The organism is Xanthobacter aminoxidans (assembly GCF_043193615.1).
GTDB classification, from domain to species: Bacteria; Pseudomonadota; Alphaproteobacteria; order Rhizobiales; family Xanthobacteraceae; genus Xanthobacter; species Xanthobacter aminoxidans.
Genome location: NZ_JBAFUS010000001.1, coordinates 948550 through 969435 on the forward strand (window position 1 = coordinate 948550; position 20886 = coordinate 969435).

Annotated in this window: 22 protein-coding genes; 17 read left to right on the forward strand and 5 right to left on the reverse strand. The window is 68.3% G+C overall.

Translation table 11 applies throughout. The features are described 5' to 3' along the window. Positions 1 to 13 precede the first annotated feature (13 nt). Positions 14 to 1354, reverse strand: coding sequence for an MFS transporter (locus V5F74_RS04315; protein WP_394006452.1), 1341 nt, complete (start codon positions 1352 to 1354; stop codon positions 14 to 16). Between the two features lie 234 nt (positions 1355 to 1588). On the opposite strand from V5F74_RS04315, the gene V5F74_RS04320 reads away from it, so the two are divergent. After that, on the forward strand, positions 1589 to 2485 hold the full coding sequence (locus tag V5F74_RS04320; RefSeq protein WP_394006454.1) for a LysR substrate-binding domain-containing protein: 897 nt from the start codon (positions 1589 to 1591) through the stop codon (positions 2483 to 2485). Positions 2486 to 2572: 87 nt separating this feature from the next. Here V5F74_RS04320 and V5F74_RS04325 read toward each other — a convergent pair whose 3' ends face one another. Continuing rightward, positions 2573 to 4534 carry a sigma-54-dependent Fis family transcriptional regulator gene (locus V5F74_RS04325; RefSeq protein ID WP_394006456.1) on the reverse strand — a complete coding sequence of 654 codons (1962 nt, stop codon included), beginning with the start codon at positions 4532 to 4534 and terminating at the stop codon, positions 2573 to 2575. Positions 4535 to 4938: 404 nt separating this feature from the next. On the opposite strand from V5F74_RS04325, the gene V5F74_RS04330 reads away from it, so the two are divergent. The 6 genes from V5F74_RS04330 (at position 4939) to V5F74_RS04355 (ending at position 10480) form a co-directional block, all read left to right on the forward strand. Further along, on the forward strand, positions 4939 to 5961 hold the full coding sequence (locus V5F74_RS04330; RefSeq protein ID WP_280938447.1) for a thiamine pyrophosphate-dependent dehydrogenase E1 component subunit alpha: 1023 nt from the start codon (positions 4939 to 4941) through the stop codon (positions 5959 to 5961). A 47-nt stretch (positions 5962 to 6008) separates the two neighbouring features. Then, positions 6009 to 7031, forward strand: coding sequence for an alpha-ketoacid dehydrogenase subunit beta (locus tag V5F74_RS04335; protein ID WP_250167830.1), 1023 nt, complete (start codon positions 6009 to 6011; stop codon positions 7029 to 7031). Between the two features lie 19 nt (positions 7032 to 7050). Further along, entirely contained in the window at positions 7051 to 8169 is a 1119-nt protein-coding gene (locus V5F74_RS04340) for an acetoin dehydrogenase dihydrolipoyllysine-residue acetyltransferase subunit (protein ID WP_029557706.1), read from the forward strand. A gap of 61 nt (positions 8170 to 8230) precedes the next feature. Beyond that, positions 8231 to 9016: a glucose 1-dehydrogenase gene (locus tag V5F74_RS04345; protein ID WP_029557705.1), complete on the forward strand. Its 786-nt coding sequence runs from the start codon at positions 8231 to 8233 to the stop codon at positions 9014 to 9016. Positions 9017 to 9025: 9 nt separating this feature from the next. Further along, positions 9026 to 9376, forward strand: a complete 351-nt coding sequence (locus V5F74_RS04350; protein ID WP_024279895.1) for a carboxymuconolactone decarboxylase family protein — start codon at positions 9026 to 9028, stop codon at positions 9374 to 9376. 36 nt (positions 9377 to 9412) lie between these two features. Further along, complete coding sequence (locus V5F74_RS04355; RefSeq protein WP_394006459.1) at positions 9413 to 10480, forward strand: 2,3-butanediol dehydrogenase; 1068 nt, start codon at positions 9413 to 9415, stop codon at positions 10478 to 10480. Between the two features lie 63 nt (positions 10481 to 10543). Here V5F74_RS04355 and V5F74_RS04360 read toward each other — a convergent pair whose 3' ends face one another. Then, complete coding sequence (locus V5F74_RS04360) at positions 10544 to 11320, reverse strand: SDR family NAD(P)-dependent oxidoreductase (RefSeq protein WP_394006461.1); 777 nt, start codon at positions 11318 to 11320, stop codon at positions 10544 to 10546. 176 nt (positions 11321 to 11496) lie between these two features. Between V5F74_RS04360 and V5F74_RS04365 the strand changes: the two genes are divergently transcribed. Then, positions 11497 to 12246 (forward strand): SDR family NAD(P)-dependent oxidoreductase, encoded by a 750-nt coding sequence (locus V5F74_RS04365; protein WP_394006463.1) that lies wholly within the window; start codon positions 11497 to 11499, stop codon positions 12244 to 12246. A 16-nt stretch (positions 12247 to 12262) separates the two neighbouring features. On the opposite strand, the gene V5F74_RS04370 is transcribed toward V5F74_RS04365, so the two are convergent. After that, positions 12263 to 13084, reverse strand: coding sequence for an IclR family transcriptional regulator (locus V5F74_RS04370; RefSeq protein ID WP_394006465.1), 822 nt, complete (start codon positions 13082 to 13084; stop codon positions 12263 to 12265). A 330-nt stretch (positions 13085 to 13414) separates the two neighbouring features. Here V5F74_RS04370 and V5F74_RS04375 point away from each other — a divergent pair, with 330 nt between their 5' ends. From V5F74_RS04375 to V5F74_RS04395, 5 genes are all read left to right on the forward strand, one after another. Beyond that, complete coding sequence (locus tag V5F74_RS04375; protein ID WP_394006467.1) at positions 13415 to 14158, forward strand: SDR family NAD(P)-dependent oxidoreductase; 744 nt, start codon at positions 13415 to 13417, stop codon at positions 14156 to 14158. 170 nt (positions 14159 to 14328) lie between these two features. Beyond that, positions 14329 to 15561 (forward strand): ABC transporter substrate-binding protein, encoded by a 1233-nt coding sequence (locus V5F74_RS04380; protein ID WP_029557699.1) that lies wholly within the window; start codon positions 14329 to 14331, stop codon positions 15559 to 15561. Between the two features lie 100 nt (positions 15562 to 15661). After that, positions 15662 to 16063 carry a cupin domain-containing protein gene (locus V5F74_RS04385; RefSeq protein WP_024279902.1) on the forward strand — a complete coding sequence of 134 codons (402 nt, stop codon included), beginning with the start codon at positions 15662 to 15664 and terminating at the stop codon, positions 16061 to 16063. A gap of 61 nt (positions 16064 to 16124) precedes the next feature. Further along, on the forward strand, positions 16125 to 16991 hold the full coding sequence (locus tag V5F74_RS04390) for a fumarylacetoacetate hydrolase family protein (protein WP_051679120.1): 867 nt from the start codon (positions 16125 to 16127) through the stop codon (positions 16989 to 16991). Beyond that, entirely contained in the window at positions 16988 to 17326 is a 339-nt protein-coding gene (locus V5F74_RS04395; protein WP_029557697.1) for an NIPSNAP family protein, read from the forward strand. The genes V5F74_RS04390 and V5F74_RS04395 overlap by 4 nt, the downstream gene beginning before the upstream one ends. Positions 17327 to 17498: 172 nt before the next feature. Here the strand turns inward: V5F74_RS04395 and V5F74_RS04400 are convergent, their stop codons facing one another. Beyond that, positions 17499 to 17753 (reverse strand): PepSY domain-containing protein, encoded by a 255-nt coding sequence (locus V5F74_RS04400; RefSeq protein ID WP_245279361.1) that lies wholly within the window; start codon positions 17751 to 17753, stop codon positions 17499 to 17501. A 166-nt stretch (positions 17754 to 17919) separates the two neighbouring features. Here V5F74_RS04400 and V5F74_RS04405 point away from each other — a divergent pair, with 166 nt between their 5' ends. The 4 genes from V5F74_RS04405 (at position 17920) to V5F74_RS04420 (ending at position 20880) form a co-directional block, all read left to right on the forward strand. Further along, positions 17920 to 18591 (forward strand): response regulator transcription factor, encoded by a 672-nt coding sequence (locus V5F74_RS04405; RefSeq protein WP_029557695.1) that lies wholly within the window; start codon positions 17920 to 17922, stop codon positions 18589 to 18591. After that, entirely contained in the window at positions 18588 to 19925 is a 1338-nt protein-coding gene (locus V5F74_RS04410; RefSeq protein ID WP_394006471.1) for an ATP-binding protein, read from the forward strand. The genes V5F74_RS04405 and V5F74_RS04410 overlap by 4 nt, the downstream gene beginning before the upstream one ends. A gap of 91 nt (positions 19926 to 20016) precedes the next feature. After that, positions 20017 to 20370, forward strand: coding sequence for a hypothetical protein (locus tag V5F74_RS04415; protein ID WP_394006473.1), 354 nt, complete (start codon positions 20017 to 20019; stop codon positions 20368 to 20370). A 39-nt stretch (positions 20371 to 20409) separates the two neighbouring features. After that, positions 20410 to 20880: a DUF2271 domain-containing protein gene (locus tag V5F74_RS04420; RefSeq protein WP_237356177.1), complete on the forward strand. Its 471-nt coding sequence runs from the start codon at positions 20410 to 20412 to the stop codon at positions 20878 to 20880. Positions 20881 to 20886: the final 6 nt, after the last annotated feature.

The window sequence follows — 20886 nt, forward strand, 5'->3', positions numbered from 1 at the left end:
TTCAGTTGCGCCGTCAGGCCGAGCGCGCCGGAGCCGCGGCCCTGTCGCCGAGGCTCTCGCCCTGCCGCGCCACCACCAGGGTCAGCACCGCGGACAGGAGCATGAAGCCACCCACCAGCAGCATCGCCGCCTGGAAGGAGCCAGTGGCATCCTTCACCCACCCGGTGATGAAGGGTGCCGCAAAGCCGGCCACATTGCCTACCGTGTTGATGAGGGCGATGCCCGCCGCCGCACCGGCGCCCGACAGGAAGCGGGCGGGGATGGCCCAGAAGTTGGGCAGTGCCGAGAAGATGGCGCAGGCCGTGACCGTGATGACCGCCACCGTGGCCGCAGGCGAGTTCATGTAGAGCGCCACCGGGATGGAGACCGCGCCGATGAGGGCGGGCAGGCCCACATGCCAGGGCTTCACGCCGGTCTTCGCCGCCTGCCGGCTCCACAGCACCAGGGCGAATGCCGCGGGCAGATAGGGGATGGCGGTGATGAAGCCCTTCTGCATCACGCTGAACTTGGAGCCGAACTGGGCCTCGAAGCCGGAGATGATGGTGGGCAGGAAGAAGGCCAGAGCGTAGAGGCCGTAGATGAGGCCGAAATAGACGAAGGAGAGCAGCCACACCCGTCCGTTCAGCAGCGCGCCGGTGGCGAGGATGTTGTGCGAGCCGCCCTTCGCCTTCTCTTCCTTAGCAAGCTCGGACGTGAGCCAGGAGCGCTCCGCGGCGGTCAGCCATTTCGCGTCGGCCGGCTTGTCCACGAGGTAGAACCAGGCGATCACGCCGACCACGATGGCCGGCACCGCGACGCCGAAGAACATGACACGCCAGCCGGCGAGGCCCATCAGCCCGTCAGCCCCGATCAGCGCCGACGCGAAGGGCGCACCGATGACGATGGTGAGCGGTTGCGCCACATAGAACAGCGCCAGCACCTTGTTGCGGTGACGCGCCGGTACCCACAGGCTGAGATAGAGGATCGCGCCGGGGAAGAAGCCGGCTTCGGCAACGCCCAGCAGGAAGCGCAGGAAATAGAGGCCTTCCACGCTGCTCACCCAGGTGAACAGCAGGGCGACGATGCCCCAGGTGACCATGATGCGGGCGAGCCAGCGGCGCGCGCCGAACTTGTGGAGCGCAAGGTTGCTCGGCACTTCCAGGAGGATATAGCCGAGGAAGAAGATGCCCGCGGCGAAGCCGAACTGTGCGGCGTTCAGGCCGAGGTCCTTGGTCATGCCGTTGGGTCCGGCGAAGGACACGGCGGTACGGTCGAGGAAGTTGATGAAGAACATCAGGCCGATGAACGGCGTCAGCCGCCAGCAGACCTTGCTGATGGCCGACCGCTCGACGGCCGACACCGCGGGCTCAGGCATGGTTATCCTCCCAGATAAGGCAGATGGGTTGCCGTCTGCGCATTCTTGTTTTTGGGCTCGGGACGCCGCGCAGGTGGCTGCCCGGGCTTAGAGCTGACGTGCGCCATTAGGCGCTGGGAGGCGGCAGGAACAATCGATTTGTTGTCCGCCGGATGTGAGTTAAACTCACATTTTGGATGCTGCATTGCAGCGAAATAGAGCCTTCAGCCGATGTCTCAACAGCCGAGCCACCCCTTGCCATCATTGGTGGCGCTGCGCGCGTTCGAGGCCACGGCGCGGCACCGGAGCATGAGCCGGGCGGCGGAGGAATTGTGCGTCACGCACGGGGCTGTCAGCCGCCATGTGAAGGCGCTGGAAGCGACCCTCGGCGTGCAGTTGCTGGCCCGCCGGGGTACCGCCACCGATCCGACGCCCGAGGGCCAACGGCTTGCCGAGGGGCTCACGACCGCGTTCGGGGTGATCCATGCCACGCTTGAGCGGGTGCGGCCGGGGCCGCTGACCCTCTCCTGCTCGGCCTCCATCATGCTGTGCTGGCTCATCCCGCGCATGGCCGGGTTTCACCGTCGGAATCCGGACGTGCAGGTGGAGCTGAACATGAATTACGACAAGGTGGATTTCAGCCGCGACAACATCTCGCTGGCGATCCGCTCCTCCACCATCCCCCCACCCCGCGATGCCATCATCCGCGAACTGGGGGCGGAGTGGATCGGCCCGGTCTGCGCCCCGGACTATCTCGCCGCCATGCCGCTGGCGACGCCGGACGATCTGGCGCGCGCGCACCTTCTGGCCACCAACACCCGGCCCGAGGCGTGGCGGGACTGGGCCGAGGCGACCGGCAACGGCGGCCTCACCCTCAAGGCGCAGCGCAGCTTCGATCATTTCTATCTGCTCATCCAGGCGGCGGCCTGCGGCCTTGGCGTTGCGGTGGTTCCGCACATGTTGGCCCTGAGCGAATTGCAATCCGGCCGGCTGGTGGCGCCGTTCGGCTTCACGCCCGGCGCGCGGCACCTGAGGCTGTGGATCTCGCCTCAGGCCGCCATCCGCGCCGAACTGAGGGCGCTGGAAGCGTGGCTCGTAGGCGAGATGGCGACATTCGGCGCTGCGCCCCGGCCGGCGCGTGGCGGAGCCTGACCTCAGGTCGGCTTAGAGCGATGAGATCCATTCAGGGACCGCCGAAGCGGGCCATCGCGCATCCCCTCTTTGCGCGCATGGTTGGCCCTAGACGCGGCGCGCGATGCCGTAGCGGCGCATGCGGCGGTGGATCGTGGTGCGGTCCACACCGAGGTCGCGGGCGACGGCGGAAATGTTCCAGCTCCGCGCCCGCAGGGCGGCGAGGAGCCGGTCCTGGGCGATCTCCCCCTCCCCTGATGGGAAGGCTGGCGACAGGGCAGCCGCGCCCGCCTCGTGCGGGGAGTCAGCCTCGCGCAGGCGTTCGGGAAGGTCTTCCCACTGGATCGTCCCCTCGGCGGCGAGCGCGCAGGCGAAATCCAGCGTGTTCATCAGCTCGCGGATATTGCCGGGCCAGCGATAGGCGCGCAGCAGATCGCGCGCGTCCGGCGACAGGCTGAAGCGGGTCTTCGCCGCTTTGCCCCGCTCCTCCAGCAGGCGCTCCACCAGCCACTCGAAATCGGCGCGGCGGCGCAGCGGCGGCAAGGTCAGGACGGCGCCGCTCAGGCGGAAATAGAGGTCTTCGCGGAAGCGGCCGGCGTTCACCTCCGCGAGGAGATCGCGGTGGGTCGCGGCGATGACGCGGATGTTCACCGGCACCGGCCGCGTGCGGCCCAAAGGCGTTACCTCCCGCTCCGCGAGCACGCGCAGGAGGCGGGTCTGGAGGGTCAGCGGCATGTCGCCAATCTCGTCCAGGAACAGCGTGCCGCCGTCCGCCTCCAGCACGAGACCCTTGCGGCCGCGTGCGACGGCGCCAGTGAAGGCACCGGCCTCGTAGCCGAACAATTCGCCCTCGATCAACGTCTCCGGCAGCGCCGCGCAGTTCACCGCCACGAAGGGCCGCGCGGAGCGGGCGCCGGCGGCGTGGATGGCCTTGGCGAGGAATTCCTTGCCGGTGCCCGTCTCGCCGCAGACGATGAGGTTCATCTGGGTGTTCACGAGCCGCGCCGCGCGGGCCGTCACTGTCGCCATGGCCGCATCACCGCCGTGGAGGCCGGCGAGCGGTGCCGGCAGGCTCGGCGGGGCGGCCGCAACCGACCGCGTGGAGATGCGGGCGGGCAGCTGGCAATGGGCGAACATGGGCGTCCCCGTGCCGGCAAGGCGGACCATGCGCTGCGCCACGGGGCTCGCCGGGCCAAGGCGCGGCAGGTCGTCGATGGCGATCTCGATGAACTCGCTCAGGCGGCGCCCCACCAGCGGCCGCACGGCATCGGCCGGCGGCCGTGCCTCCAGCTCGCGCCGCAGCAGCGCGCGGGCCTTGCTGTTGAAACCGGCGATGCAGCCGGAACTGTCCACCGCCAGCACGTAGGGCGGGTCCACGTCGGCGAATTCGGGCGAGGGCGCGAGGCGTAGGATGAACTCGCCCCGGAAGCGATTGAGCAGGTTCGCCGTCTCGATCTTGTGGGCGACCGACTTCACCAGCTGGAGCGCGAGGAGCTGGCTCTCCTTCGGCTGCGGCGAGCGCAGCGCCGAGATGTCGAGGACGGCGGCGAGCGCACCGGAGGGATCGAACACCGGCGCTGCCGTGCAGGTGAGCGGGATGTGGGTCGCGTCGAAATGATCGGTCTGGTGGACCACCAGCGCTTCGCCGGTGGCGATGCAGGTGCCCACGGCGCAGGTGCCCGCGCTCGGCTCCTTCCAGTCGGCGCCGAGATAGAGGCCAGCGCGCATGAGGGTGGCGTCGAAGGTGGGATCGCCGATGAAGTCCACGGTGATGCCCTTGGCATCGGTGAGCAGCAGCACGTAGCCGAGCCCCGCCACGTCCCGATAGAGCGTCTCCACCCCGAAGCGCGCGGTGTGGGTGAATTCGTCCATGGCGTCCTGATGCTCGCGCAGCTGCGTCGAGGGCAGGATCAACGGCTCGCGCAACACCACCGGATCGAGACGGTGCTCGCTCACGCAGCGCTGCCAGGACTTCATGATGACGGAATCGCGCGTGCCGCATGACGGCACAGGCAAGCCGCTCGCCGCGCGCATGAGCTCGTCGATATGCGCGACCTGCTCCTGTCGCATGACGATCCTCCCAGATCGTTTTTTATTGTGCGCGAGTGTTGCCGCGAAATGGAGCGCCGGCAAGCCTTTCCGCGGGTCAGGGTGTGTCCGCGAAATCCATGGTGAGGGCCAAGCTGCAACACCTGTGGCACGCGCGGCGCCACACCTGTGGCGTCGCCGCCTCAGGTACCCCTGCGCCACGCTGGCGGCACCGCCTTGTCCCGCAACGGTTTGACGCGACGGGCGCGATTGGCCCGCCCCTTGCTCATGTCCTTTCCATCAAGCCGGCGCGAAGCCGGCACTGAAGCACACGGCAAGGGAAGGAAACGTGGCCCGCTCCGCCAGAAGCGGGCCGTGAACGGGCACGCCTGCGGCTGCCCTTCCTCCCTGCCGGTCCCGTCGATCCGAAGGAGGAGGAAAAGCCCATGTCCATCACGTCGCCCATGCAGACCGCCGACGGCGCGCTGTCCAACAATCCCATTCCGCTGGAGAAGGACGCGCTGCTTGCGGCCTACCGCACCATGCGGACCATCCGCGATTTCGAGGAGCGGCTGCACGTGGAATTCGCCAAGGGCGACATCCCCGGCTTCGTCCACCTCTATGCCGGCGAGGAGGCCTGCGCCACCGGCATCATGATGCACCTCACCGACAGCGACCGCATCGCCTCCACCCATCGCGGCCACGGGCACTGCATCGCCAAGGGCGTGGATGTGGAGGAGATGATGGCCGAGATCTACGGGAAGTCGTCCGGCTCGTGCCGCGGCAAGGGCGGCTCCATGCACATCGCCGATCTCTCCAAGGGGATGATGGGCGCCAACGGCATCCTCGGCGCCGGTGCGCCGCTCATCTGCGGCGCTGCGCTCGCCGCCAAGTGCCGCGGCGACGGCGGGGTCGGCATCACCTTCTTCGGCGACGGCGCGGCCAACCAGGGCACGGTTCTCGAAAGCATGAACCTCGCCGCCGTCTGGAACCTGCCGGTGATCTTCGTGCTGGAGAACAACGGATACGCAGAGGCGACTTCGGTTACTTACGCAACGGGCGTGGACAATTTCCTCGACCGCGCCCACGGCTTCGGCCTGCCGGGCGTCAGCGTGGACGGCACGGACTTCTTCGCCGTGCACAAGGCGGCCGGCGAACTGATCGCCAAGGCGCGCGCGGGCGGCGGGCCGGCTCTGCTCGAATGCAAGATGGTGCGCTTCTACGGCCATTTCGAGGGCGACAGCCAGACCTACAAGGCCAAGGGCGAGAACGACTTCAACCGCCTCAACCGCGACTGCCTGAAGATCTTCGCCGATCGCGTGACGGCGGCGGGCATCGTCTCCGATGCCGAGATCGCGCTCATGGACCGCGAGGTGGCAAACCTCATCGACGATGCCGTGTCCTCGGCCAAGTCGGCGCCGCAGCCGACGCCGCAGGAGCTCACCAGCGACGTCTACGTCTCCTACTGAGCCACGACAGCGAACCCGCACGGCCCAACGATTTCCTGGAGGAAACCATGTCCCGCACCCTCAGCTTCAAGCTGGCGATCAACGAAGCCCTCGACCTTGAAATGCGCCGCGATCCCTCCGTCATCCTGCTCGGCGAGGATATCGTCGGCGGCTCCGGCTCGCCGGGGGAGATGGACGCCTGGGGCGGCGTGCTCGGCGTCACCAAGGGGCTCTACGGCAAGCACGGCAACCGCCTGATGGACACCCCCCTGTCCGAGAGCGCCTACATCGGCGCGGCCATCGGCGCCGCCGCCTGCGGCATGCGCCCGGTGGCGGAGCTGATGTTCCTCGACTTCATGGGCGTGTGCTTCGACCAGATCCTGAACCAGGCGGCCAAGTTCCGCTACATGTTCGGCGGCAAGGCGAAGACGCCCGTGGTCATCCGCGCCATGGTCGGTGCCGGCTTCCGCGCCGCCGCCCAGCATTCGCAAATGCTCACTCCCATGTTCACCCACGTGCCCGGGCTGAAGGTGGTGTGCCCCTCCAACGCCTATGACGCCAAGGGCCTCCTGATCCAGTCCATCCGCGACGACGATCCGGTGATCTTCTGCGAGCACAAGAACCTCTACGCCAGCGAGGCGGATGTGCCGGCCGAGCCCTACGCCATCCCCTTCGGCGAGGCGAACGTGGTGCGCGACGGGCGGGATGTGACCATCGTCAGCTACGGCCTCACCGTCCACCGCGCACTGGAGGCGGCACAGACCCTCTCGAAGCGCAGCGGCATCGAGGCGGAGGTGATCGACCTGCGCACCCTCTCGCCCATCGACTGGGACACGGTGATCGAGAGCGTGGAGAACACCGGCCGCCTGGTGGTGGTGGACGAGGCCAATCCGCGCTGCTCCATCGCCACGGATGTCGCGGCCTACGTGGCCCAGCAGGCCTTCGGGGCGCTGAAGGCGGCGCCGCAGATGGTGACCGCGCCACACACGCCGGTGCCGTTCTCGCCCGCGCTGGAGGACCTCTACATCCCCTCCGCCGACGCCATCGCGGCCGCCGTGCTGAAGACCCATCCCCAGGCGCTCGCCGCCTGATCGCCGGAGACATCGGACAATGACGGATACGCGCATCAAGCCCATCGTCATGCCCAAGTGGGGGCTCTCCATGGCGGAGGGCAAGGTCACGGGCTGGCTGAAACCGGAGGGCACGGCCATCGCCATCGGCGACGAGATCGTCGAGGTCGAGACCGACAAGATCGCCGGCGTGGTGGAGGCGGGCGATGCCGGCGTCCTGCGCCGGACCCTCGGCACGCCGGGCACAGTCTATCCGGTAAAGGCACTCATCGGCGTGCTGGCCGATGCGGACATTCCGGACGCCGAGATCGACGCCTTCGTCGCCGCCTTCGCGGTGCCGGAGGAGGCGGGCGCGGGGGAGGAAGCCTCGGGTCCACGCTATGAGTTCGTGGACACGCCCGCCGGCCGCCTGCGCTACGCTCGCCGAGGCGAGGGCGAGAGGATCGTGGTTCTGGTCCACGGCTTCGGCGGCGACCTCGACAACTGGCTGTTCAACATCGACGCCCTCGCCGAGGCCGCCACGGTCTATGCCCTCGACCTGCCGGGGCACGGGCAATCGGACAAGGCGGTGGGCGAGGCGAACCTCGCCTTCCTCTCCGGTGCGCTCATCGCCTTCATGGATGCGCTCGCAATTCCGCGCGCGCATCTCGTGGGCCATTCCATGGGCGGGGCGGTGGCGAGCGCCGCCGCGCTGGAGCATCCGGAGCGGGTCGCCTCCCTCGCGCTCATCGGCTCGGCCGGGCTCGGGCCGGAGATCAATTCCGGCTACACCCACGGCTTCGTCGCCGCCGGCTCACGGCGCGACATGAAGCCGGTGCTGGAGCAGTTGTTCCATGATCCGGGAACAGTGACGCGCCAGTTGATCGAGGATATCCTCAAGTACAAGCGCCTCGACGGCGTGGACAGCGCGCTGACCGCCCTCTCCGCCAATCTCTTCCCCGCCGAGCGGCAGACCCATGTGCTGGCCGACAGGCTGAAGCAGACCGACGCGCCCATCCTCGTGGTGTGGGGCGAGACCGACCGCGTCATTCCCGCCGCCCATGCCGGCGCGCTGGAAGGCCGCGCCACCGTGGAGGTGCTGCCCGGCGCCGGCCACATGGTGCAGATGGAGAAATCCGGCCGGGTGAACGAGCTGCTGCTCGACCACCTCAAGCGCTGACCGCCTGAAACCCCGCAACGACAAGCGCCGGCGCGCCAGGGTGACCGGCGAAGGAGGACACATGTCCGATCTCAAGGACAAGAGCATCATCATCACCGGAGCGGCCGGCGGCATCGGCGCCGCCATCGCCAGGGCCCTCGCGGAGGACGGCGCGCGCATCGTCGTCGCCGACCTTTCAGAGGCGGCAGCGACGAAGGTGGCGAACGAGATCACCGCCAAGGGCGGCACCGCCATCGCCGTGCCCGTGGACGTGCGCGAGCGGCCACAGGTGCGTGCGCTCATCGACAAGGCTGTCGCTGCCTTCGGGCGGCTCGACGTGCTGTTCAACAATGCCGGCGTCGCCCAGACGCGCCCCTTCCTCGACATCACCGAGGAGGACTGGCGCTTCGTCACCGATGTGAATGCGCTCGGCGTGCTCATCGGCATGCAGGAAGCGGTGAAGACGTTCCGCAAGCAGGGCGGCGGCGGCAAGATCATCAACACCGCCTCCATCGCCGCCAAGCAGGGCTACGAGCCCCTGGCCCATTACTGCGCCAGCAAGTTCGCGGTGGTGGCCATGACCCAGGCCGCCGCCCGCGCCTTCGGCAAGGAGGGCATCACCGCCAATGCCTTCTGCCCCGGCGTGGTGGCCACCGACATGTGGAAGGTGATCGACAAGGGCTTCCGCGACAGCGGCCTGACCCACGGCGAGAACGAGGCGTTCGAGACCTTCGCGGCCGGCGCCGTGCTGGGCCGCGCCTCGCGCCCGGACGATCTCGTCGGCGTCGCCCGCTTCCTCGCCTCGTCCCAATCCGACTTCATGACCGGCCAGTCCCTGCTCGTGGACGGCGGCATGGTCTTCACCTGAGGAAATGCCATGACATCTTCCGTGCCCCAGCAATTGAGAGAGATGAACCAGCGTTTCGGCGCCCTTGCCAAGGCGGCACCGCAGGTGATGACAGCGTTCCGCGGTCTCATGGGCGAGGCGTCGAAGTCCGGCGCCGTGCCGGCCAAGATGAAGGAGCTGGTGGCGCTGGCCATCGCCGTCCACCAGGGCTGCGCGGACTGCATCGTGTTCCACGCCGCCAATGCGCGGAGCCACGGCGCCACCCGCGCGGAAGTGGCCGAGATCCTCGGCGTGTGCATCGAGATGGGCGGCGGGCCGTCCGCCGTCTACGCGGGCAAGGCGCTGGAGGCGTTCGACGCCCTCGCCACCGAGCCGGCCTGACCAACCATCAAGAACAGACACAAGGGAGAAACGCCCATGAAGGCCGCCCGCTTCCACGCCAAGCGCGACGTGCGCGTCGAGGACATCAGCGAACCGCCCGCCCCCGGCCCCCGCCAGGTCGTCATCCGCAACAGCTTCTGCGGCATCTGCGGCACCGACCTGCACGAATACGCCGCCGGCCCCATCTTCATCCCGACCGACCCGCATCCCTACACCGGCGCGAAGCTGCCGCAGGTGCTGGGCCATGAATTTGGCGGCACCGTCGTCGCCATCGGCAGGGAGGTGACGAACGTGAAGGTGGGCGACCGGGTTTCGGTGCAGCCCATGGTGTCGCCGCGCGACGACTATTTCGGCACGCGCGGCCTCTACCAGCTCTCTGAGAGCCTCGCCATCATCGGCCTCGGCTGGCAATGGGGCGGCATGGCGGAATACGCGTTGGTGAACGACTACAACGTCTTCGCCATGCCGGATTTCGTCAGCGACGAGCAGGCGGCGCTGGTGGAGCCCACGGCGGTCACCGTCTATGCCGCCGAGCGTGGCGGGGTGAAGCCGGGATCGAGCGTGCTGGTCACCGGTGCCGGACCCATCGGGCAGTTGCAGGTGCTGGCGGCGCGGGCGGCGGGGGCGACGCAGATCTTCCTCTCCGACACCAACGACAACCGCCTCGCCATGGCGCGGGCCATCCTGCCTGATGTCATCACCCTCAACCCGAAGCGGGACGCGGTGGCCGATGCCATCCGCGACCAGACCGAGGGCCATGTGGGCGTGGACGTGGCGCTCGAATGCGTGGGCGCCGAGGCGGCGCTCGCCACCTGCATCGACGCGGTGCGCCGGCAGGGCGTGGTGGTGCAGGTGGGGCTGCATGTGGGCAAGCCGGCGGTGGACGGCTTCACCGTCACCTTCAAGGACATCGATGTACGCGGCTCGTGGTGCTACACGACCCTCATGTGGCCGAAGGTGGCGGCGCTGATCGGCAAGGGTCTGCTGCCGGCGGAAAAGGTCGTTACCCGCCGCATCCGCCTCGACGAGGTGGTGGCAAACGGCTTCGAAGCCCTCCTCGCCCCCGCCGGGCAGGAGCTGAAGATCCTCATCGACCTGCGCTGACGCCCGGAAGACCCGCTCCGTGACGAGGGCATCGCGCAGCTGCCTGCGCGATGCCCCGCCCCCTCAATAGATGCCGGTTTCCACGGCCACGCGCCGATAGCTCGCGCCGGCCGTGAAGCCGCCGTCGATCACGAAGTCCTCGCCCGTGATGAACGCGGAGCGATCCGAGGCGAGGAACAGCACCAGCTCGGCGATCTCCTCCGGCGTGCCGCTGCGGCCCATGGGGGTCATGCCGATCATCGGCTGAAGGTGCGGGCTCGCGGCGTTGAGGGCCGTCACCACGAGGCCGGGGCACACCGCATTCACGCGGATGCCGCGCGCGGCATATTCCATGGCGGCGCTGCGGGTGAGCCCCCTCAGGCCCCATTTGCTCGCGGTGTAGGCCGGGTCGTAATGCCCGGAAAAGGCGCTGTTCGACGAGATGTTGACGATGGCGCCGCCGCCGGTCTCCTCCATCAGCGGCACCGCCGCGCGGATGCCGAGGAAGGCGCCGGTGAGGTTGACCTTGAGCACCCGCTCCCAGGCATCCGGCTCGGTGGCGGAGACGGTGCTGCGGTTGATGATGCCGGCATTGTTGATGAGGATGTCGAGCCGCCCCTTCCAGCCGCGCACCTCTTCCACCGCCTGAGCCCAGGCCTCGGGATCTGTCACGTCGAGCGGGCGGAAGCGGGCGTCGATGCCCTCGGCCGAAAGCTCCGCCACGAACGCCTCACCCTCGGGCACCAGCACGTCGCAGACCAGCACCGCCGCGCCTTCGCGCCCTAGACGCCGGGACTCGGCCGCGCCCTGCCCCCGCGCGCCCCCGGTGACGATGGCGACACGCCCCTCCAGCTCCTTCATGCTTTTCTCCCGGCTTTATCGTTCGCGGCCGGCGGGCCTCCGGTCGCGCATCTGCCCCCGAATACCCCTTGCCACGAATTCTAGAATAAACTAAAAATCGCATAATACGAGATTAATAGTTATTCAAGCGATCACCGGACGCGCGCAGCGCAGAATCCGGGACGGGGAGGAACGGAATGCTCGACGGGAAGGTCGCCCTCATCACGGGGGCGGGCATCGGAATCGGCCGGTGCGCGGCGGAGCTGTTCGCGCGGAACGGCGCGCGCATCGTCGTCGCCGAGATCAATGCAGAAGCGGGAGAAGAGACGGCGGCGCGCATCCATGCGGCCGGCGGCGACGCCCTGTTCGTGCGCACCGACGTGACCGACGCGGCAAGCGTGGAAGCGGCAGTTGCAACGGCGGTCGCGCACTATGGCCGGCTCGACGTGATCTACAACAATGCCGGCGGCTCCACGACCCGCGACAGCGACCTCACCCGCGCGCCGGACGACGAATTCTGGCGGGCCATGACGCTCGACCTGCACGGCACCTGGCTGGTCAGCCGTTTCGGCATTCCCGAGCTCATCAAGGGCGGTGGCGGTGCCGTGGTGAATGCGGCGTCGGTGGTGGCCCTGATGGGCTGGCCGGGCAAGGATGCCTACACCGCCGCCAAGGGCGCGGTGGCTGCACTCACCCGCTCCATGGCCGTGGAATATGCGCCCCACAATATCCGCGTGAATGCGGTGGCGCCGGGTGTCACCCGTACGCCGCGGGTGGTGGCGCAACTGGAGCAGTTGGAGACGACCCAGAGGCTCACCGCCGCCCACCTCTTGGGCATGGTGGAGCCGGAGCATGTGGCGCAGGCGGCGCTGTTCCTTGCGTCCGATGCCTCGGGCCGGACCACCGGGCACGTGCTGCCCGTGGACAGCGGCCTCTCCATCTCCTGACCCCGAGCGTGGTGGCTCACTCCACGGATGAGGCGTCCTCGGGAACGGGGCTGCGGATCTTGCGCGGGCGTGCCGCCCGCTGGGCCGGCCGCACCCCGGCCTCCCCGGCGATGGCGCTGGTGATGCGGGCAGCGAGAGTCTTGATCTCGGCCACCAGTTCTTCCTTGCCCGCGCTCTGGAAGCGCGCCTCCGGCAGCGCGAACACCACGCTACCGAGGACGCGCCGCTCCGCATCGAACACCGGGGCACCGATGCCCACGAGATCGGGGATCACCTCGCCGCGCGTGATGCAGTAGCCGTCGCGGCGCAGGCGCGACATGTTGGAGCGGAACTGCTCCCAGTTCTCGCCGAGGCCCGCCTCGCGCACAAGTTCCCCGTGCCAGAGCATGATGTTGCGCAGCTGGTAGGGAGTGAGGTGGGCAAGGATGGTCTTGGCCATGGCACCGCGGAACATGGGCATGGGGCGGCCGCGCTCGTAATATTCCGGCACCGAACGCTCGGGCCACACGATGTCGGCGCACATGACCTTGTCGCCGTAATAGCTGCACAGCATCACGTTGATGCCGAGCCGCGCGCTCACGTCCCGCATCGGCCCGCCGGCGCGGGTCAGCAGCGGGTCGGCGCGGCGCACGAGGCGATCGAGCTCGATGATGCGCGGGCCGAGCACATAGCTGCCGCCCGTGGTGGGGGCGAGCAGGCCCGAATCGCACAGGGACTGGATGTAGCGATAAGCGGTGGCGCGGGAGGCGCCGGCCGCCTGCACGTCATCGAGCTGGATGCTCATGCGGTCCTCACCGAAAAGGTCCAGCACCTTCAGCATCTTGTCGAGACTGCTCATGCAGCGTCCCTTCGGCTCGCGGCGTAACGCACCCGAGGCGCACCACCTGTCGCGGCATTATAGGGCCGCCCGCTCGCGGATTGAAATTTGCGAGCAGTTTCAAATCCGCGCAGCCCACCGTCGTTTAGGCGCCACCCGCGCGAGAATGCCACCCGTCGGAGCCCTCCGGAAACCTGACCGTTGCAGGCTGGGAGCGATTGACACACATCAAGATACAGAAATAGTCTCATATTACGAGAATAATCTACAACACGGAAACGCCATGCCCCATCCAGAAAAGGCCCCCAGCCGGGCCCATGTCACGTTTGCCCATCCTCTGGAGGGCGGCCGATGACATCCCGCGCGCCTTACGATCTTTCCGGCATGCGCATCCTGCTCACGGGCGCGGCCGGCGGCATCGGGCGGGCGACGGCCCATCTGTGCGCGCGCCTCGGTGCCGAGATGGTGCTGACCGATGCGGGCGATGCGCCCGGCCTTGTGGATGAACTCGTCCGCGATCACGGCCAGACCCACGCTTACGCCGCCTGCGACGTGCGCGATCGCGCGGCGGTCGAGGCCCTGTGCCGGGAGACCGGGCCGCTGGACGCCGCCGTGCTGAATGCCGGCATCTTCCCGCAGGAGCAGTGGCTGGCCGACGACTGGGACGACCTTTTCCACGAGGTGATGGCGGTGAACGTTGCGGGGCCTGCGCACTTCGCCCGCGCCCTCGTTCCCGCCATGAAGGCGCGGGGCAACGGCCGCATCGTGCTGCTCGGTTCGGTCGCAGCCCACACCGGCGGCACCTATGCCCATTCGCCGGTGAGCTACGCCGCCTCCAAGGGCGCGATCCACACCTTCGTGCGCTGGCTCGCACGTCGCGCCGCGCCGGAAGTGCTGGTGAATGCGGTGGCGCCCGGCTCCACCCTCACGCGCATGGTGGCGACCGCCGATCCGAAGGCGCTGGAGGCGATGCCGGTCCCGCGCTTCGGCCGACCGGAAGAGATCGCCTGGCCCATCGCCTTCCTCTGCTCCCCCGGCGCCAGCTTCGTCTGCGGTGCCATCCTGGATGTGAACGGCGGCGCCTACATGGGCTAAAGGCGCGGGGCGCAGATGGTCTCGCCCCCGCCAATGTGCCCGCGCCGCAAACAGATTGACACTAGTCTCATAAAATGAGATTTTTAGTTATTCGCTCTTTAAGTAGAAAACGACCTGCAAAGGCAGGCGCATTGGGCGCCCCGGCGTCCGATCATGGGGAGGAAACACAGATGAAGCGCATGTTGACCCGCACCGCCCTTGCCCTGGCGGTGGGCGGCCTTTCCCTCGCGGCGACATCCGCCGCACGGGCCCAGTTCACCGATGGCGTCGTCCGCATCGGCGTGCTCAACGACCAGAACGGCATCTATGCCGACATGGCCGGCCCCGGCTCGGTCGCGGCCGCGAAGATCGCGGTGGAGGAGATCGGCGGCAAGATCGGCAACACGCCCATCGAGATCATCGTCGGCGACCACCAGAACAAGCCGGACATCGGCCTCAACATCGCGCGCAAGTGGCTCGACGTGGACGGCGTCGACATGATCGCCGACATCCCCAATTCCTCCATCTCGCTGGCGCTGGTCCAGCTGGTGAAGGAAAAGAACAAGGTGGCCGTCATCGCCACCTCCAACAGCAATCGCCTGACCGGCGATTCCTGCACGCCCAACCATGTCCACTGGACGCTCGACAATTACTCCCTCGCAAAGAGCACAGCGACGGAAGTGCTGAAATCCGGCGGCAACAGCTGGTACTTCGTGACGGTGGACTATGCTTTCGGCCACGACATGGAGCGCGAGGCAGGCCAGATCGTGAAGAATGCCGGCGGCACCGTGGTCGGCTCCGTCCGCCATCCGCTCGGCTCGTCGGACCTCTCCTCCTTCCTGCTGCAGGCCCAGGCCTCCGGCGCCAAGGTCATCGGCTTCGCCAATTCCGGCGCCGACTTCACCAATTCCATGAAGCAGTCGGCCGAATTCGGCATCACCCAGGGCAAGCAGAAGCTGGCGGCGCTCGCCGTGTACCTCACGGACATCAAGTCCCTCGGCCTCACCAGCGGCCAGGGTCTCTACCTCAGCGAGCCGTTCTACTGGGACCTCAATGACCAGACGCGTGCCTTCGCCAAGAAGTTCTCGGAGAAGATGAACGGCGCCATGCCCACCTCCTTCCAGGCGGGCGTCTATTCCGGCGTGCTCCACTATCTCAAGGCGGTCCAGGCCCTCAACAGCGATGCGGACGGCCGCGCCATCGTCGCCAAGATGAAGGAATTGCCCACCGATGACCTCGCCTTCGGCAAGGGCTACGTGCGGGCCGACGGCCGCAAGATCCATCCCATGTACCTGTTCAAGGTGAAGAGCCCGGCCGAGTCCAAGGGGCCGTGGGATCTCTACACCAAGATCGGCGAGACGCCTGCCGATCAGGCCTTCAAGCCGCTTGAGGCCGGCGGCTGCGCCCTCGTGAAGCAGAACTGAGCTCGCCGGGCTGTTCCCTTCAGCGAAGCCGGGAGGCTGCGGGCTCCCGGCCGAATGCTCCGCTCAACCCGAGTCCCGCATCGATTTTCAGGAGCTGAACATGGTCGCAATCACCCCCGGCCTCGCCGGCGAGGACAGGCTCGGTCCGAAGGAGTCCCGCTACGTGGACGTGGCGAGCCTGCCGTGGAAGCCCACCCCCACCAAGGGTATCGACATGAAGATCCTCCTCCTCGACGAGGAGACCGGGCTCATGACCGCCCTCTTCCGCTGGCAGCCCGGCACCGAGCTGCCCCGCCACGAGCATGTGGAGATCGAGCAGACCTACGTGCTCGAGGGCAGCATCGTGGATGCGGAAGGCGAGGCGCTCTCCGGCAATTATGTCTGGCGCCCGGCGGGCAACCAGCATGTGGCCCGCTCGCCCAACGGCGCGCTCGTCATCTCCATGTTCCTGCGCCCCAACAAGTTCCTCGACGGCGATCTCGCCGGCCACGAACTCAAGTAATCCCATTGGCACGCCGGGGCGGCCGGGCTTGTCCGGCCCCGCGGCTGTGCGAAAGGCCATCATGCGCATCGTCCGTTTCGAACATCAGGGCCGCATCCAGTTCGGCACGCGCCGGCAGGACGACGTCGTCCCCTTCGCGGGGCTGGCGGGAGGATCCTTCACCGCCCTTCTCGCCGCCCTGCAGGGCGCAGCGCCCCTGCCCGAGGCCAATGCCATTGCGCTGGCGCAGGTGAGCCTGCTGCCGCCGGTGCCGCTCACGGGCAAGATCATCTGCATCGGCCTCAATTATGCGGACCATGCGCGCGAGGGCGGACACCCCATCCCCACCTATCCGGCGGTCTTCCTGCGCACCGCCACTTCGCTGGTCGGCCACGGGCAGCCGCTGGTGCGCCCGGCCCTGTCCGAACGCTTCGACTATGAAGCCGAGCTGGCCGTGGTGATCGGGCGGACCGCGCATCATGTCCGCGCCGCCGATGCCCTTCAGCATGTGGCGGGCTATTCCTGCTTCAACGACGGCTCCATCCGCGATTTCCAGCGCAAGTCCACCCAGTGGACCATGGGCAAGAATTTCGACCGCTCCGGCTCCATCGGCCCCGAGCTGGTGACGCCGCGGGCGCTGCCCTCCGGCGTCGACAACCTGCGCATCGCCGCGCGGCTCAACGGCGAGACGCTGCAGGACGGCTCCACCCGCGAGATGATCTTCCCCGTGGCGAACCTCATCGAGACCCTCTCCGCCGTCATGACGCTGGAGCCCGGCGACGTGATCGCCACCGGCACGCCCGCAGGCGTCGGTTTCGCCCGCACGCCGCCGCGCTTCATGCAGGCCGGCGACCTCATCGAGATCGAGATCGAGGGCATCGGCATCCTCGCCAACACAATCGTCGATGAGGCGCCCGACGCCGCAGAGCAGGAAAGCCATCGCCCATGATCGTCGAAGAGCGGATGTATGTGCTCCACACCGAGGTGAACATTGCCGACTACATGGCGATCTACACCAGCGAGGGCCTGCCGCTGCAGCGGGAAATCCTCGGCGGCTTCCTCGGCTATTTCACCACCGAGATCGGCACCCAGAACCAGCTCGTCCACTTCTGGGCCTATGCGGACCTCGATGAGCGTCGGAAGCGGCGCGAGAAGCTGGCGGCGCAGCCCGGCTGGCAGGCGTGCCTCGTGAAGATACGGCCCATGATCATGACCATGGAGAACCGCATTCTCGTTCCCACCGCCTTCTCCCCCTGGCCCGGCGGCAGCCCCGCTGTGGGTTGAAAGCCGCACGGGACGCGGGTACGCGACGGGATGTCTAGATCACCGCCTCGCGCGGGAGCGCTGAACGAACCGGGCCGGGGTGGAGAGGGGCCCCGCATTCTGCTCTTGAAAGACGTGTCGGCGGCTCGGCCTAAGCGTCCCCTTCATGGCGCCCCGGCCAGGGCGAGGCCGATCAATCGTCGTCCCGGTCGGGGACCCGTTCCAAGCGCGCGGGGTCGAACTTCGCCTTCATCCGCGCCCCTTGCGGGTTGGTAGCGCGCACCTTGTAGCAGCCGTCGTCCGAGCGGATGGAGAGCACCGTCCAGCCTTCGGCCTCCAGCTTCTTCTGCAAAGCCTCACGCGGCTGCCAGTCGGCCAGAGGCACATTGCAATCGTGCTCTGCGGACGCCGGCGTGGCGGCGAGGCCGGCAACGACCAGGCCCGCCAAGATATTCCGCACTGCCAACCCCGAGCGTTTCACCGCACGAACTCCTTCCGACCAAGCCTGATGAAAAGCACGCCAAGCTGACACTCACCTGAACGCAGGGGCAGATTCTCTCGCCCGTTCCACGTCCGGCCGCGCTAGATTGCCATGCGCCCCGCCGAGGTGACAGATGCGTATCCTGCTGATCGAAGACGATCCCGTCCTGGGCATGGCCGTGCGCGACCAGATCGTCGCGGACGGGCACGGCGCCGACTGGGTGACGCGCCTTGCCGACGCCGAACACGCCGTCCATGCCGCGGCCTTCGATCTGATCCTTCTCGACCTCATGCTGCCCGACGGGCGCGGCTCCGACTTTCTGAGGAAGCTGCGCAGCACGGGCGACGCGACGCCGGTGATGGTGCTGACCGCCCGCGACCAGATCTCCGACCGCATCGCGGCCCTCGACGCCGGCGCCGACGACTATCTGGTGAAGCCGTTCGACCTATTCGAGCTGTCGGCGCGCATCCGCGCCGTGGGGCGGCGCTACGCGGGTAATCCCAACCCGCTGGTCACGCTCGGAGACATCGAGGTGGATCTTGCCGCCCGCTCGGTGCGCCGCGCCGGGCAGGCCGTGGCCCTGACAGCGCGGGAATGGGCGCTGTTCGAGGCCTTCGTGCAGCGGCCGCACCAGCTCATGTCGAAGCCGCAGCTGGAGGAACGGCTCTATTCCTTCGATGCGGAAGTGGAGAGCAACACCATCGAGGTCTATGTGGCCCGTCTGCGCAAGAAGCTCGGTGCCGACGTGATCGAGACCGTGCGCGGCATGGGCTATCGCCTCGGCACGCCGGGAGGCGGCGCATGAGCGGACGCTGGAGCCTGCGCCGGCGCCTCGGCCTGTGGCTCGCGTTGTCGGTCGCCGCGCTGTGGCTCGCCGCGGCAACGGTCGCCGGGCTGGTGCTGCGGCACGAGATCGACGAGGTCTTCGACAGCGCATTGCAGGAGGTGGCCCAGCGCGTGCTGCCCCTCGCCTATTCCGAGCTGCTCGCGCGCGAGGATGGGGCCGGCACGCACCACATGCCGCCCGTGGGTCCACACCGCGAATTCATCACCTATGTGGTGCGCGACGCCCAAGGCCGTGTGCTGCTCCAGTCCAGCGACGCGGAGCAGATGGCCATTCCCGCCGGGCTCGCCCCCGGTTTTCACACCACGCCCCGGCTGCGCACCTACACGGAAGCGGCGGTGCGTGGCACCGTCATCGTCACCACGGCGGAGGAACTGGACCATCGCGCCGCCGCGGTCGGGCGCGCGGTCATGGCGCTGATCTGGCCGCTGGTCGCCCTCGTTCCCATCGCGCTTGCCGGCGTCTGGATCACGCTTCGCCTCACCTTGAAGCCGGTGCTCGCCTTCCGCCATGCCATCGCCGCGCGGGGGCGGGGCAACCTGGCGCCGGTGCCGGAGCAGGGTTTGCCGGAGGAGATGGCACCCGTCGCGGGTGCTGTGAATGCGCTCATGGAGCGCCTGCGCGGGGCGCTGGAGGCGGAGCGGGGCTTTGCCGCCAACAGCGCCCATGAGTTGCGCACCCCCATCGCCGCCGCCCTGGCGCAGACCCAGCGGCTCGTGGCCGAGCTGCCGGAAGGACCGGCGCAGGAGCGCGCACGCGCTATCTCAGGCGCGCTGCGCCGCCTCTCGCGCCTGTCGGAGAAGCTGCTCCAGCTCGCCAAGGCGGAAGGCGCCGGCCTGCTCGCGGAGGCGCCGGCGCCGCTCGCGCCGGTGCTGCGCCATGTGATCGCCGATCTCGACCGCCGAACCGACCGCGCGGGAGACATCGACCTCAGCATCACGGCGGAGGGCGGCCCCGTCAGCGATCTCGACCCCGACGCCTTCGCGGTTCTGGCACGCAATCTCATTGAAAATGCTTTGAAACACGGCGCGCCGGACACGCCGGTCCAAGTCCGCCTCACCGCCGACCGGCTGGAAATCACCAACCGTGGCGCCGTCGTTCCGGCGGAACGGATGGCCCAGTTGCTGCGGCCGTTCGAGCGGGGACCGACGGGGGCGGAGGGCTCGGGCCTTGGCCTCGCCATTGCCGCCGCCATCTGCCGCGGGGCGGGGCTGGCGCTGGAAATCGCCTCGCCCATTCCGGGGGCGACGGAGGGCTTCAGCGCCGTCGTGCGCTTTCCCGAAGCGCGATCCTGACAGCAAGCTGAACGCGATTCAGCAGGGGGTTCAGGCGGCTGTCAGGTTGGTTCGAGAGGGTGTCAGCGTCATCAAACGCCGGAGCCCTTCCATGAAGACGCGCACCCTGATCGGGACCGCCCTCCTCCTCTCCACCGCCGGTCTCGGCGTGGCGCTGGCGGCGACCCAGATCGACCATCTCGATCTCCCCTTCCACAGCCGCGACGAAGCTGCCCGCTCCGACGCCCGCCCCCTCCGTCTCGCCGACAACGACCACCGGCGCGAGGGCAAGGAGCGCCATCACGGCCGCCATCACGACGATGATGACGACGACGACGACGATGACGGCCGCCCGGGCGCCCGGCCCGGTGCCGTTCCGCAGAACGGCCCGGCCGATCCCGCCGCGCCGGTGCCGGACAACGGCCTGTTCCAGGGCAAGGCCCGGCCCAAGGTCGAGGTGCAGTGACCCTCGGCCGACCCCGCACACCTTCAAAGGAATAATCAGATGAAATTCGTTCTTCCCGCCGTGGCGGCCACCGCCACCCTGCTGTCGCCGGTGCTGGCCGAGGCGCGGCAGGTCACGTTCGAGACCACTCTGAAGCCCTACGGCGGCAACGGCGCCTATGTGGTGCTCTACGTCACCGATGCGGCCGGCGCCTACAAGGGCACGCTCTGGATGGCCGGGGGCAAGGCGAAATACTACCGCCACCTCTCCGACTGGCAGCGCGCCTCCGGCGGGCGCCCCACCGAGATCGACGGCATCACCGGCGCCAGCATCGGCTCCGGCAAGACGCTGAAGATCACCCTCGATCTCGCCGATGCCATGATCGATGCCGGCTATCAGGTCCATGTGGACACGGCGGTGGAGGACGGGATGGACAATCCCTCCGAGGTGGTCGCCCCCCTCGCCTCGGCTGCATCGGGCAAGCCCGTCGCCGGCAAGGGCTATGTGAAGTCCTTCACCGTCACCTTCTGATCCCCC

What these genes read in the sequence shown, in the direction of transcription:
- V5F74_RS04330 (WP_280938447.1), top strand. Translation starts at nt 4,939, where the DNA reads ATGTCCATCACGTCGCCCATGCAGACCGCCGACGGCGCGCTGTCCAAC.
- V5F74_RS04395 (WP_029557697.1), top strand. Translation starts at nt 16,988, where the DNA reads ATGATCGTCGAAGAGCGGATGTATGTGCTCCACACCGAGGTGAACATT.
- V5F74_RS04370 (WP_394006465.1), bottom strand. Translation starts at nt 13,084, where the DNA reads ATGAGCAGTCTCGACAAGATGCTGAAGGTGCTGGACCTTTTCGGTGAG.
- V5F74_RS04335 (WP_250167830.1), top strand. Translation starts at nt 6,009, where the DNA reads ATGTCCCGCACCCTCAGCTTCAAGCTGGCGATCAACGAAGCCCTCGAC.
- V5F74_RS04385 (WP_024279902.1), top strand. Translation starts at nt 15,662, where the DNA reads ATGGTCGCAATCACCCCCGGCCTCGCCGGCGAGGACAGGCTCGGTCCG.
- V5F74_RS04410 (WP_394006471.1), top strand. Translation starts at nt 18,588, where the DNA reads ATGAGCGGACGCTGGAGCCTGCGCCGGCGCCTCGGCCTGTGGCTCGCG.
- V5F74_RS04360 (WP_394006461.1), bottom strand. Translation starts at nt 11,320, where the DNA reads ATGAAGGAGCTGGAGGGGCGTGTCGCCATCGTCACCGGGGGCGCGCGG.
- V5F74_RS04380 (WP_029557699.1), top strand. Translation starts at nt 14,329, where the DNA reads ATGAAGCGCATGTTGACCCGCACCGCCCTTGCCCTGGCGGTGGGCGGC.
- V5F74_RS04415 (WP_394006473.1), top strand. Translation starts at nt 20,017, where the DNA reads ATGAAGACGCGCACCCTGATCGGGACCGCCCTCCTCCTCTCCACCGCC.
- V5F74_RS04405 (WP_029557695.1), top strand. Translation starts at nt 17,920, where the DNA reads ATGCGTATCCTGCTGATCGAAGACGATCCCGTCCTGGGCATGGCCGTG.
- V5F74_RS04325 (WP_394006456.1), bottom strand. Translation starts at nt 4,534, where the DNA reads ATGCGACAGGAGCAGGTCGCGCATATCGACGAGCTCATGCGCGCGGCG.
- V5F74_RS04375 (WP_394006467.1), top strand. Translation starts at nt 13,415, where the DNA reads ATGACATCCCGCGCGCCTTACGATCTTTCCGGCATGCGCATCCTGCTC.
- V5F74_RS04315 (WP_394006452.1), bottom strand. Translation starts at nt 1,354, where the DNA reads ATGCCTGAGCCCGCGGTGTCGGCCGTCGAGCGGTCGGCCATCAGCAAG.
- V5F74_RS04420 (WP_237356177.1), top strand. Translation starts at nt 20,410, where the DNA reads ATGAAATTCGTTCTTCCCGCCGTGGCGGCCACCGCCACCCTGCTGTCG.
- V5F74_RS04340 (WP_029557706.1), top strand. Translation starts at nt 7,051, where the DNA reads ATGACGGATACGCGCATCAAGCCCATCGTCATGCCCAAGTGGGGGCTC.
- V5F74_RS04390 (WP_051679120.1), top strand. Translation starts at nt 16,125, where the DNA reads ATGCGCATCGTCCGTTTCGAACATCAGGGCCGCATCCAGTTCGGCACG.
- V5F74_RS04345 (WP_029557705.1), top strand. Translation starts at nt 8,231, where the DNA reads ATGTCCGATCTCAAGGACAAGAGCATCATCATCACCGGAGCGGCCGGC.
- V5F74_RS04350 (WP_024279895.1), top strand. Translation starts at nt 9,026, where the DNA reads ATGACATCTTCCGTGCCCCAGCAATTGAGAGAGATGAACCAGCGTTTC.
- V5F74_RS04355 (WP_394006459.1), top strand. Translation starts at nt 9,413, where the DNA reads ATGAAGGCCGCCCGCTTCCACGCCAAGCGCGACGTGCGCGTCGAGGAC.
- V5F74_RS04365 (WP_394006463.1), top strand. Translation starts at nt 11,497, where the DNA reads ATGCTCGACGGGAAGGTCGCCCTCATCACGGGGGCGGGCATCGGAATC.